The following is a 12,347-nucleotide window of genomic DNA, read 5'->3' on the forward strand; positions in this document are numbered from 1 at the left end:
GGCGACGGAGGTACGGCCCCGCCCGGGGCGTGGCCGTGGTGGGGCGTCGGGGTCGGGCGCGCATGACGGAGCCCCGCCCGCCGGGCGAACGGCGAGCGGGGCTCCGTTGGGAAGCCGCGCGTCCACGGGGGTCGGTCGCGCGGCGGGTCTGTTAGACGCGGTCCACGGTGCGCTCGGGCGCGGTGCCCGAACCCGAGTCCGGGCGCGCGGCGGGCGCGGGCTCGGGAGCCCCGCCCTCGCTGATGCCGAAGCGGTCGTGGAAGGCGCGCATCGGGCCCGGGGCCCACCAGCTCTTCGTACCGAGCAGGCGCATCGAGGCCGGGAGCAGGATGCCACGGATCAGCGTGGCGTCCAGCAGGATCGCGAGCGGCACGCCCAGGCCCATGGCCTTCATGTAGCTGATGCCGGAGGTCAGCATCACGATGAAGACCAGGGACAGGATGATCGCCGCGTAGGTGACGACCTTGCCGACGCGCTCCAGGCCGGTGGCGACGGCCAGTTCGTTGTCCCCGGTGCGGTCGTACTCCTCCTTGACGCGGGAGAGGATGAACACCGCGTAGTCCATCGAGAGGCCGAAGCCCAGGGTGCCGACGAGGACGGGGACCGTCCAGTTGATCGCGCCGGTGTTGATGAAGTCGCCGACCATCCACTGGAGGTGGCCGTCCTGGAAGACGAAGACCAGTGAACCGAAGGTGGCGCTCAGGCTCAACACGCTCAGCAGCATCGCCATCAGCGGGAGCAGCAGGCTGCCGGTGAGCAGGAAGAGCAGGATGTAGGTGCCGATGGCCATGATGCCCAGGGCCAGCGGCAGGTTGTCGGCGAAGACCTCGAAGGTGTCCACGGAGATGGCGGGGTGGCCACCGACCTTGACCGGGAACGGGGCCTTCGTGTCGCGGATGTCGCGGACGATGTCCTCACCCTTGGGGGAGAGGCCGTCCACGGCGGGCACCACACTCAGGTACGTCGCGGACTCCGTGCCGTACTGCTTCGAGAACGCGTTGGCCGGGGCGGCCTGCTTGCCGCCGACGAAGCTGCCGGTCAGGGCGTCCACCCGGGCCACGTTGGGCAGGGCGGACAGCCGCGAGGCGTAGGCGGTGATCTCCTGTGCCCGCTCGGCCGTCGTGCCGATGTCGGTGGCGACGACCTGCATGGCCTGCGCCTCGCGGTTGTTGAAGTCGTCGTTGACCGTCTTGGCGACCTCGGCCGACTGGGAGGACTTGGGCAGGATCTGCTCGTCGGGCAGACGCAGGTTCAGATCGCGGACCGGGGAGCCCAGGAGCGCCATCAGCGCGAGCACCGCGACCACCAGCGGGACGGGCTTGCGCATCACGAACAGGGCCAGCCGGTGCCAACCGCCCTCGCTCGACTCGGCCGCCGGTCGCGGCTTGCGGCGGATCAGGCGCAGCTTGTCGATGCGCGGGCCGGCCCAGGCCAGCAGCGCGGGCACGATGACCAGCGTGGCGAGCGCGGCCATCAGCGCGGTGGCCGCGCCACCGACGGCGATCGACTGGAACATGCCGAACGGCATCACCATGAGCGACATGCAGGCGATGGCGAGGGTCACGGCGGAGAAGATGACCGTCCGGCCGACCTGCCGCATCGTGGCGCGGATCGCGTCCTCGGTCTCCCGGCCGCGCTGGAGTTCCTCGCGGTAGCGCGTGATGAACAGCAGGCTGTAGTCGATCGCCAGACCGAGGCCGAGCAGCGTGGTGACGTTGGTCAGCAGGTTGTTGGCGTCGAAGCCGAAGGTGATCAGGTACAGCAGTCCGAAGACCAGCAGCATCGTGGCGAGGGCGACCGCCAGCGGGAGGGCCGCCGCGACCAGCGAGCCGAAGATGACCACCAGGACGATCAGCACCAGCGGGAAGACCAGGGTCTCGGCGGTGGCGGCGTCCTTCGCGGACTGGTCGACGTTCTCGAAGTTCATCAGGGCGGTCCCGCCGAGCTTGACCTCAAGCCCGTCGACCGTGCCCGTGTACTCCTTCTTCAGGTCCTGCACCCGGTCGTTGACCTCGTCGAAGTCACCCAGGATGCGACCGCTGACCAGCGCCTGCTTGCCGGACTCGCCCCTGAGCGAGGGGGCCTTGTCCAGGCTCCAGTACGAGGCGACGTTGGCCACGTACTTGTTCTTCTGGAGGTCGTTCGTCAGCTTCAGGCCCGCCGCGGCCACCGCCTTGTCGTCGACCCCTCGCGGGTCGCTGACGACGATGGACAGGTTGGGACGGCCCTGGTCGAACTCCCGCTCCAGGATGTCCTCGGTCTTGTGCGACTCGGTGTCGGTGTTCTCGTAGCCCCCCATCGTCAGCCGGTCCGCCAGCCCCATCGAGGCCCCACCGACGGCGAGCGCGATGATCAGCACGGCCAACAGCACTTTCTTTGGCCTGGGAAGGATCAGGCTCGCTAGTCTGTCGAGCATTTTCGGAATCTCCTGACGGGCGGCGCGAAAGAGGGAAGCACCGTGCGAGGACTTGTGGAACAACTTGCACTAGACCTATGGAACAGTCTGCACCTCTGATCCGCTGCGGTGCAAGCCGTTCCATAGATCGCCGGGCGTCGTCCGCGGCGCGGTGGGGGGACCAACCCGGCGCGGCGATCCGGACATCTGTGACATGTCTGGATCGGGGGCTCGGCGGTGGTCGCCGAACACCCTCCCCCGGGGCGTCAGTTCCATGCGTGGCCACCCGGTGAATGTCACCGGAACGTGATCCACACGCGGTCCTGACGGGCGACCGCCCCGCCTCCGGGAGGGGGCGGGGCGGTCGTGGCAGCGGCCACGGGGCCGGGTCGACGTCCGAGGTCGCCCCGCACCCGTGCCGGGCGGGGGCCGCGCCTCAGACGTGCAGGGCGAGAACGTTGGCCAGCAGTAGGGCCGGAACGCCCCAGCGGTGCAGCTTGATGCCGAGCATGCGGGCCTGGAGCAGGTTGCCCTGGGCCACGCCCGACCGTGCCTGCGCCACCCGCATCACCCACAGCGGCACCATCAGCGCCACGAACCACACCGGAACCGCGCCCACGCCGATGGCCACCGCCACCGCGACCGGCTCCAGCAGGTGCGTCCCGACGATGATCTTCCGGTAGGTCGCGGGCGTGGTGAGGGTGGCCAGGTTGCGACGGCCGGCCAGGCGGTCGCCCTCCACGTCGTTCATGTTCGAGTAGATGGAGACCAGCAGGCTCCACAGCCCGAACAGCGCCGACTCCAGGATGACCAGACCGGTCACCTCGCCGGTGAGCAGGGCGTACGGGATGAGGATGGCCAGGCCGGGGCTGACCAGGATGAGTTCCTGGCCGAAGTTGTAGCTGATCTTCAGGCCGTAGGAGTACTGCACGTTGGAGACCAGCACGGCCACCATCAGTAGCCCGACCCACAGCGAGTTCTCCGGGGCGATGACGAAGACCAGGGACCACATCACCGCGCCCCAGGCCATCGCGCCCCAGCCGAACCGTTCCGCCTGGCGTACCGTCAGCGCGCCGCTCAGCAGCGGCTTGCGGGTCAGGTCGCGCAGCGCGCCGGACTCGGGCGAGTAGTTGCGCGCGTCGCTGCCGTCCCGGATGCCGGTGACGTCGTCCAGCGCGACGGTGGCCGCGACCACGCCGACGTAGCCGGCTATGTAGAGCAGGATCACGGCGAAGGTCGTGCCGTCCCACGTCAGCGCGCCGGGCAGCGCGGCCCACACGATGAAGGCGCTCAGGTAGTAGTCGTAGAACGAGAGCTTGCCGAGCTTGACGTACGCGCTCAGGCGGTCTCTGGAGACCGGGGACGCGGCGATGTTCAGCGACATACTGATGCTGCCTTCTGTGATGGTTTCTTCGCGCTTGGTGGGTGTGTCTTCCCGGTGTGCTCGGAGCGTGCGGGGCACGCCGGCGGGAACGGGGGCCGGGGTGGGCGGGGTTGGGTGCGGGTGGTCGGGCGGCGTCGGCCGGTCGCTGTGGAGTGGAGTCTTGCCGAGTCGCGCGCGCCGGAAGGAACCCGTACGGGGGACGCGCTGGGGCGTACCCCGTAGTGCGGGCGCGGGTGGCGGCGTGCGCCGTGGTGTGGCGCGCGGCGGGCTCCGTGGTGGGCGCCGGTGGCCGCGGGCTCCCCGTGCGGCCGGCGGGTACGGGGCCGGGCCGCGCACCGCACGGGGTGGGCTCGCCGCTTCGCCCGCGCCGACGGCGTACGCCGGTCGTACGCCACCCGGCCGGACCGTGCCGACCCCGTCAGCGGCCCGGGGGACTAGCGGGGCTTGCGGCCGTAGGTGGAGATGAGCACCTGGGTCAGCCAGTGGTGGGCCGGGTCGCCCATCTGCGCCAGCGCCTCGTCCACCCGGGCCGCCGACACCTCGCCCTCGGCGACGATGCGCGGCTTCATGAACTCCAGCCACAACTGGTAGTGCCGGGCCTGGAAGGAACCGCCCTGGACCATGACGGCCCGCCCCTCGGCCGTGACCTCCTCCAGCTCGGTGCCCAGCATCGCCTGGAGGTCGAAGTGGCCGCCGCGCGGCTCGTGGCCCGAGCGGCGCATCAGCGCGTACCCGGCGGCCCGCACGTCCTGGAGGAAGTCCTCCGAGGTGGCGCTGCGGAACAGCGGCAGCGAGTCGGTGTCCTCAAGGAAGAGCCAGCCGCCCGGCTTGAGCGCGCGGACCATGTTGGCCACCGCGGCCGGCCGGTCCTCCAGGTGCTGCACCACCATGCGCGAGTGCACGACGTCGAAGGACTCGGCGGGCAGTTCCTCGGTGCGCAGGTCCAGCCGGGCCACCTCGACGTGCGGCGCCCGCAGCGACTCCAGCCGGCCCGTCTCCAGGTCGGCCGCCAGCACCCGGCCGGTGGGCCCGACCCGCTCGCCCAGCCAGCTCGCGATGGAGCCCGAGCCCGCGCCCACCTCCAGCGCGTGCCATCCGGCGCCCACCCCGAGCCGCTCCAGGCGCTCGACGGTGCCCGGGTCCCAGATGGCCTCGTTGGCGCGCAGCCGCTCCGTCTCCTGGTCCCAGGTGGGATCGAAGACGTACTCCTTGGGCTCCTGGTCGGTCACGCTCATATCGTTCTTCGCCCTCCGTGGACCTCGTATCCTCCGTGGACCTCGTGTCGCTGCCGCCCACGCCCAGCCTGTGTGGGGCTCAGGCTAGAAAGCCGGGCAAGACCCTGCCATGGCAAGAGAGTGTGCGGTTGGCGCTATTCCAGGCAGTTATCTGCTAAGGACCCGCAGGTCACACCTCGCGTACCGTGGGCGCCCCGCTACGCGCATCTGAGGAGTTCACGGTGTTGCACACCCTGCTCGTCGGGCTGGGACGCTCAGGACGAGAGCTGCATCTGCCGGTCCTCCGCCGGCTGCGACAGGACGCCGGTGTCGGCGACGGCCACGCGCCGGCCGACAGCGTCTTCGCCGCCGACGTGCCCGTCGGCTACGACCTGACGGCCCGGCCGGACGACGCGCCCGTCCCCGGCCTGACCACCGTCTCCTCGCTGAGCCAGGCGCGCGCCCAGCTCGACCCCAGCACCACCGTCGTGCACGTGTGCACGCCGCCCGACCACCGCGCCCAGGTCCTGCGCGACCTGGCCGAACTGGGCTTCGTCCAGTTCCTGGTGGAAAAGCCCATCGGGGTGGACAGCGAGGTCGTCGGCGACATCCGCGCCGTGCGCGACGCGTACGGGCTGCGCCTGGCCGTCGTCGCGCCCTGGCTGCACAGCACGCTCACCGCGCGGCTGCACACCCTCGTGCGCTCCGGGGACCTGGGCGCGCTGCGCCGGATCACCGTGCACCAGCACAAGCCCCGGCTGCGCCGCACACTGAGCACCCCCAGCCACCCCACGGCCTTCGACGTGGAGCTGCCGCACTCGGTGGGCGTGGCCCTGCGGCTGGCCGGCGCCGGCCAGGTCACCGAGGCCGCCTGGAGCGACGCCGTCGCCGGCGACCGCGTCGTGCCCCGGATGGGCTCGGCCGAACTGACCCTGGTCCACGACGCGGGCACCACCACGCGCATCGTCTCCGACCTGACCTCCCCGGTGCGCGAACGCAGCATCACGCTCGACTTCGACGCGGGCCAGGTCGAGGGCCACTACCCGCTCAGCGGCGAGGACAACTACGCCCACCTGCGCGTACGCCCCACCGGCCGACCCGAGACCTACGAGCTCTTTCCCGAGGACGCGCTGGACGCCTGCCTTCTGGCCACCTACCGGGGATTCGTCGAGCACACCGACCTCACCGCCGACTTCGAGCTCCAGGCCCAGGTCGTCCGCGTCCTGGAGAGCGCCAAGCGGCGGGCCACCGAGGCCGAGCGGGGCACCGGGCCGGGCGCCGCGCCCACCCAGGCCGGCCCCGCGCCGGCCCACCAGCGCCCGGCGGCAGCCGGGGACCAGCCCACGACCGAGCGGAACGGGAGCATCCATGTCGGCTGACGCCACCGGGACCAGCGCGGGGACCACGTCCCTGCCGGGCATCGCGCTGTGCGGGATCGGCGACGAGGCGGGCGCCTCGCTCGACGAGCAGATCAGCGCGCTCACCACGCTCGGCTGGGGACACATCGAGCTGCGCAACGTGGACGGCACGGCCGTCGCCGACCTGGACGACGCTGCCTTCGACACGCTCGTGGACCGGCTGGCCACCGCCGGTCTGACCGTGACCTGCGTGGACTCCCGGATCGCCAACTGGGGCCGGCCCATCACCGCCGACTTCGACGAGGACCTGCGCGAACTCGACGCCCTCGGCGAGCGCTGCCGCCGCCTGGGCACCCGCTACGTGCGCGTCATGTCCTACCCCAACGACGGCCTCAGCGAGGCCGACTGGCGGGCCGAGGTCCTGGCGCGGATGGGCAAGCTCGCCGCCCGCGCGCAGGAGGCGGGCCTGGTCCTGCTGCACGAGAACTGCGCCGGCTGGGCCGGCACCGAGGCCGCCCGCATGCGCGAACTCCTGGACACCGTCGACAGCCCCGCGCTGCGGCTGCTCTTCGACGTCGGCAACGGCGTGGCCTACGACTACGAGGCCTACGACCTGCTGCCGCACATCGCCCCGTACGTCGAGCACGTGCACATCAAGGACGCCCTCGGCACCCCGGACGACGCCCGCTACCTGCTGCCCGGCGACGGCCGCTGCCGGGTCGAGGACTCGCTGCGCTACCTGCTGGACCAGGGCTACACCGGCGTGTGGTCCATCGAGCCGCACATCAACGTGCGCCCGCACGAGTCGCTGGCCACCGAGGGCAAGGACGGCGTGGACGCCTTCGTCGACTACGGCCGGGCCCTGGAGCGCATGGTCGACAGGCTCGCCGAGGAGCGCGGGTGAGCGGCGCCCTGGCGCGGGGCGCGCACCCCGCGCGCGCCGCCGGGGTCACCCTCTCCGTGGCCGAGCGCGAACTGCTGCTGCATCTGATCGGCCTGCCCACCGCCGGCCCGCTGGAGGTCGGCACGGACGGCGAGCGCCCCCGGCTGTGGGAGGCCCAGCGGGCGTACGCCGAGGCCGCCGCCGACCTCGGCTTCACCGTCGTCCACCACGCGGCGCCCCAGGCCACGATCCTGGAGCGCGCGGACGTGCCCGTCACCGTGCGCGCGGCGGCGGCCGAGATGCCCGACTTCCTGGAGTGCCAGCCCAGCATGGTGCTGCGGCTGGGCCCCGAACTGCCGGCCGAGCGCACCGTGATGTTCAACGTCCACCTGGACACCGTCGCGGGCCTCGAACCGCCCCGCTACGCCGACGGCCGCTTCCACGGCCGGGGCGCCATCGACGCCAAGGGCCCGGCCGTCGCCCTGCTGGCCGGGTTGCGCGCGGCGCGCCGCGCGCTGCCCGCGCTCGGCACGGACGTCGGCGTCCTCATCCAGCTCGTCGCCGGCGAGGAGGGCGGCGCCATGGGCGTCTTCGGCACCCGCCCGCTGGTGGAGGCCGGCCACACCGGCCGCCTCAACATCTTCTGCGAGCCCACCCGCTCGCTCCTGGTACCGCGCTCCACCGCCGCGGCCACCGCCCGGATCAGCGTCGAGGGCCAGGACTCCATCGACGACCGGCCCGGCGGCGGGCACAACGCCACCGTCCTGCTGGGCCACCTCGCCCAGCACCTGGCCAGGCGGCTGCCCGAGCGCGCGGCCGGCGGCCGGGTCTGCGTCGCCGGCCTGCACACCGGCACCCTGCACAACAAGGTGTACGGCACCGGCCACCTGCTGCTCAACCTCGCCTACCCCACCACCGAGGCCGGCCAGGCGCTCGGCCGGGCCCTGACCGAGGAACTGGAGTCCGGCCTCGCCGACTTCGCCGAGCGCTTCGCCCCGCTGCCCGACTTCGCGCTCACCGCCCGCGAGGCCGCCCGCGTCACCAGCCTGAGCTGGCAAAAGCGCGGGCTGCCCGCCCTGGCCAGCGCCGACCCGTGGGCCGAACGCCTGCTCACCGAGGGTGCCGGGCTGCGCTACGCGCCCGCCGACGCCGACGCGTTCACCTGCGACGCCATCTGGATGCACGACGCCCCCGGCGCGTACACCGTCGTCTACGGCCCCGGCGACCTCGACGCCAACGGCGCGCACGCCGAGGGCGAGCACGCCGACCTCGTGGACCTGGAGTCCTTCGCCACCGGCGTGCGCGCGCTGCTCACCGCGTTCACCCGGGCCAGCCAGGCCGGCGAACTCCCCGACCCGGCGGCCACGGGCGCGCCCGCCCCGCGCGCCGCCCCCGAGCGGCCCACGGGCACCGCCCCCGCCACCAGCCGCACCGCCTAGTCAGGAACGGAAGGTCATGACACCTGCGTCGCCCCCAGCAGCCGAGGAAACGGCCGCGCGCATCCCGTACGAGCACCTCGTCGGCTTCGCCACCGAGGTCTTCGCCGCCCGTGGCGTGCCGGGCGAACGCGCCCGCACCGCCGCCGAAGCCCTGGTCTACGGCGACCTGGCCGGGATGCGCTCGCACGGCCTCACCAACCTGACCCGGCTCTACCTGCCGCTCTTCGACGACAAGCGCGTCGAGCCCGACGCCCAGCCCCGGGTGCTCGCCGACAAGGGCGCCTCGGTGCTCCTGGACGGCGCCAAGGGCCTTGGCCTGTGGCTGGCCAGCGAGGCGATCGACCTGGCCGCCGAGCGGGCCGCGGAGTACGGCATCGGCCTGGTCTCGGTGCGCGACGCCACCCACTTCGGCTGCGCCGGCCACCACACGCTGCGCGCCGCCCAGCGCGACATGATCGGCATCCTGGCCTCCAACTGCGGCGGGCAGCGCATCGCCCGGCCGCCGGGCGGCAAGGTCGCCATGCTCGGCACCAACCCCATGAGCATCGCCTCGCCCGCCGGCCCCGACCTGGCCCCGTACTGCCTGGACATGTCCACCACGGCCGTGCCCACCGGCAAGATCCGCCAGGCGGCCCGCGCCGGCCAGGACATACCCGAGGGCTGGCTCACCGACGCGCAGGGACAGCCGGTCACCGACCCGCACGCGCTCGACCGGGGCGACGGCTTCCCGACCTGGCTCGGGGGACGCCCGGAGACCGGCGCGTACAAGGGGTACGGGCTCGCCCTGCTCGTCGAGGTGCTGGCCGCCCTGGTGCCCGGCGCCGGACTGGGCCCCTCGCCCGAGGCGTACGCGGGCACCGGCGGCCCCTCCGGGCGGGACGACGACATCGGCATCCTGGCCATCGTCGTCGCGCCGGGCGCGCTGCGCCCGGTGGAGGGGTTCCTCTCGCAGGCCGGCGGGCTCTTCCAGGCCCTGGTCGACAGCCCGCCGATCGACCCGGCCGCGCCGGTGAGCTACCCCGGGGCCCGTGAGGCCGCCACCGCCGCCGCGGCCCGCGCCGACGGCGTACCGATCACGCCCGCGCTCTACGGGGAGCTGCGCGAGGTGGCCGAGCGATGGGGCCTTGAGGTCCCGGTTGGAGTGGACGCATGAGCACACCGCTGCGCGTGGGAATCGTCGGTCTCGGCGTCATCTCGCGCTTCTACGTCAAGGCGTTCGAGGAGCTGCCGGAGGTCGAGCTGGCCGCGGTGTGCGACCTGCGCGCCGACGCGCTGGCCCCGTTCGAGGGCACGGTGCCCACCTTCGCCGACTACCGGGACATGATCGGCGCCGGCGGCCTGGACGCCGTCGTGGTCAACGTGCCCAACGACGTGCACGCCCAGGTCTGCGGCGACCTGGTGGCCGCCGGGCTCGCGGTGTGCGTGGAGAAGCCGCTGGCCACCCGCGTCGAGGACGGGCGCGAACTGGTCCGCGCGGCCCGCGAGAAGGGCGTGGTGCTGTTCACCTCCTTCCACCGCCGCTACAACGACAACGTCCTGGACCTCATCGAGCGCGTCCCGGCCGGCGTCGGCATCCGCCACGTGACCGTGCGCTACCTGGAGATGATCGAGGAGCACGCCGGCGACGACCACTGGTACCTGGACCCCGAGCGCTGCGGCGGCGGCTGCGTGGCCGACAACGGGCCCAACGCGTTCGACACCGTCCGCCAGATCGTCGGCGACGTCACCGTCACCGACTCCAAGGTCGTCCGCGACGCCCAGGGCACCGACCGGCAGGCCAGCGTCGAACTGCGCGCCACCACCGGCCCCACCGCCCGGGTGCTGCTCGACTGGGCCTACCCGGGCGAGACCAAGGACGTCGAGCTGACCCTGGCCGACGGCACCGTGCTCACCGCCGACATGCTCGGCGGCCACGACGGGTTCAAGACCTCGCTGTGGCACGAGTACGTGGGCGTGCTGCGGGACTTCGCCGGCGCCGTGCGCGCGGCCGAGGACCGTGGCGAGGGCGGCCTCGCCGCCCTGGAACTGGTGGCCGAGGTCTACCGCCGCGAGGCCGAGGAGGCCGGCGCGAGCACCGCCACGCACGCCGAGGGAGGCGCCCGGTGAACCCCGACGAGGACGGCCCCAAGCGCTCGGTGACCGGCGAACTGGTCAAGATCCTCACGCACAAGCGGGAGGACCGGGGCATGGAGCTGACCGAGTTCGCCAGCCGCTGCGTACGCCGCGAGGAGATCCACGAGCTGATCACCACCGACCACGACGACCCCAGCACCGGCGCCGTCATCGACCGCGTCGGCTTCCTGGGCTTCGTGGAGCTGGCCCGGGGCGGCGTCATCGACCGGGGCGACGAGGTGCGCATCAACGGCCACCTGGTCGGCACCGTCCTCGGCTTCGACGCGTGCCACTACCCGAACCACTACAACATCCTGATCAACACCGACAAGACGGCCGCCGGTCCGGACCTCGGGCTGGCGCCCGAGATGGAGGTGCGCTTTGACCCTGCGCCCTGACGGGCCGCGTCCGGCCGCGGCACCACTGCTCGACACCCTCTCCGGCCCCGACACGCTGCGGGCCGTCCCCGCGTCCCGGCTCCCCGGGCTGGCCGCGGAGATCAGGGAGTTCATGGAGCGGGCGGTGCCGCGGCAGGCCGGGCACCTCGGGCCCGATCTGGGAGTGGTCGAGCTCACGCTCGCCCTCCACCGCGTCTTCGACGCTCCACGCGACCGCCTCGTCTGGGACACCGGCCGCCAGGCGTACGCCCACGAACTCCTCACCGGTCGGCGCGACTTCACCAGGCGCCGCCAGCGCACCGAGCCCACCTGGTACGCCACCCGGCACGGGGCCGTGGAGAACGCGCGCACCGCCACCGCCCTCTCCTACGCCGACGGCTTCGCCAAGGCGCACCGGCTGCGTGGCCTGCACGACCGGCACGCCGTCGCCGTCATCGAACGGGAGGCGCTGTTCTGCGGCCGGGCCTGGGAGGCGCTCCGCGACCTGGGGGCCAGCCGTGGCCTGCCCCTGGTGGTCGTCGTCCACGACCGGACGCCGGCGCACGCCCCCGCCGGCGAGCCCCCGGCCGACCACCGGGTGACGCTGCGCCACCCCGGGCCCGGCCACCCCGGCGGCCCGCTCGCCGCGACCCCGCCGTGCGACCACGGCGGCCGAGCCGGCGGCACCCTCGTCCAGGCCCTGCCCAGGCGGACCCGGCCCGCCGAGCGCCCGGAGACGAGCCGCCTGGCCCCCCGCGGCCTCTTCGACGATCTGGGCTTCGGCTACTTCGGGCCGGTGGACGGCCACGACGCGGTGGCGTTAGAGGTGGCCTTACGTCGGGCCAAGGCGCTCGGCGGACCGGCCATCGTGCACAGCGTCGTCCGCGCCGACCCGGACCCCGACCGCGCCGAGGCGGGCACCGCCGAGCCACCGTCGGAGGGGCAGGTGACGGGCCCGTCGTGGACCTCCGTCTTCTCCGACGAGATGGTGCGGTTGGGGCGTGAGCGTGAGGACGTGGTGGGTATTACGGCGGCCATGTTGCAGCCTGTGGGGTTGGAGGCGTTCGCGAGGGCGTTTCCGGATCGGGTTTTTGATGTGGGGATCGCGGAGCAGCATGCGGTGACGTCGGCGGCGGGGTTGGCGTTGGGTGGGGTGCATCCGGTGGTGGCGGTGTACGCGACGTT

The 12,347-nt window shown here is 73.0% G+C and carries 10 protein-coding genes; 7 read left to right on the forward strand and 3 right to left on the reverse strand.

The annotated features are described in order from the left end of the window. Window positions 1-151 precede the first annotated feature (151 nt). From ACFVFR_RS18750 to ACFVFR_RS18760, 3 genes are all read right to left on the reverse strand, one after another. Complete coding sequence (locus ACFVFR_RS18750) at window positions 152-2,416, reverse strand: MMPL family transporter (protein WP_383702874.1); 2,265 nt, start codon at window positions 2,414-2,416, stop codon at window positions 152-154. A 415-nt stretch (window positions 2,417-2,831) separates the two neighbouring features. After that, on the reverse strand, window positions 2,832-3,779 hold the full coding sequence (locus ACFVFR_RS18755; protein ID WP_383702876.1) for a UbiA family prenyltransferase: 948 nt from the start codon (window positions 3,777-3,779) through the stop codon (window positions 2,832-2,834). Between the two features lie 434 nt (window positions 3,780-4,213). After that, on the reverse strand, window positions 4,214-5,008 hold the full coding sequence (locus tag ACFVFR_RS18760; protein ID WP_383702878.1) for a class I SAM-dependent methyltransferase: 795 nt from the start codon (window positions 5,006-5,008) through the stop codon (window positions 4,214-4,216). Window positions 5,009-5,235: 227 nt separating this feature from the next. Here ACFVFR_RS18760 and ACFVFR_RS18765 point away from each other — a divergent pair, with 227 nt between their 5' ends. From ACFVFR_RS18765 to ACFVFR_RS18795, 7 genes are all read left to right on the forward strand, one after another. Then, complete coding sequence (locus ACFVFR_RS18765) at window positions 5,236-6,372, forward strand: hypothetical protein (RefSeq protein ID WP_383702880.1); 1,137 nt, start codon at window positions 5,236-5,238, stop codon at window positions 6,370-6,372. After that, window positions 6,362-7,255, forward strand: coding sequence for a sugar phosphate isomerase/epimerase family protein (locus ACFVFR_RS18770; RefSeq protein ID WP_383702882.1), 894 nt, complete (start codon window positions 6,362-6,364; stop codon window positions 7,253-7,255). Before ACFVFR_RS18765 ends, ACFVFR_RS18770 begins: the two co-directional genes overlap by 11 nt. Beyond that, window positions 7,252-8,673 carry a M20/M25/M40 family metallo-hydrolase gene (locus ACFVFR_RS18775; RefSeq protein ID WP_383702884.1) on the forward strand — a complete coding sequence of 474 codons (1,422 nt, stop codon included), beginning with the start codon at window positions 7,252-7,254 and terminating at the stop codon, window positions 8,671-8,673. Before ACFVFR_RS18770 ends, ACFVFR_RS18775 begins: the two co-directional genes overlap by 4 nt. Before the next feature lie 16 nt (window positions 8,674-8,689). Continuing rightward, window positions 8,690-9,826 carry an Ldh family oxidoreductase gene (locus ACFVFR_RS18780; RefSeq protein WP_383702886.1) on the forward strand — a complete coding sequence of 379 codons (1,137 nt, stop codon included), beginning with the start codon at window positions 8,690-8,692 and terminating at the stop codon, window positions 9,824-9,826. Next, complete coding sequence (locus ACFVFR_RS18785; RefSeq protein ID WP_383702888.1) at window positions 9,823-10,779, forward strand: Gfo/Idh/MocA family protein; 957 nt, start codon at window positions 9,823-9,825, stop codon at window positions 10,777-10,779. The genes ACFVFR_RS18780 and ACFVFR_RS18785 overlap by 4 nt, the downstream gene beginning before the upstream one ends. Then, a complete protein-coding gene (locus ACFVFR_RS18790) occupies window positions 10,776-11,183 on the forward strand; it encodes a DUF6917 domain-containing protein (RefSeq protein ID WP_383702890.1) in 408 nt (135 codons plus the stop codon). The genes ACFVFR_RS18785 and ACFVFR_RS18790 overlap by 4 nt, the downstream gene beginning before the upstream one ends. 25 nt (window positions 11,184-11,208) lie before the next feature. Further along, on the forward strand, window positions 11,209-12,347 hold a 1,139-nt coding region (locus ACFVFR_RS18795), incomplete at its 3' end, for a 1-deoxy-D-xylulose-5-phosphate synthase N-terminal domain-containing protein (protein ID WP_383702913.1).

Source organism: Streptomyces sp. NPDC057702 (assembly GCF_042799315.1).
Taxonomy (GTDB): domain Bacteria; phylum Actinomycetota; class Actinomycetes; order Streptomycetales; family Streptomycetaceae; genus Streptomyces.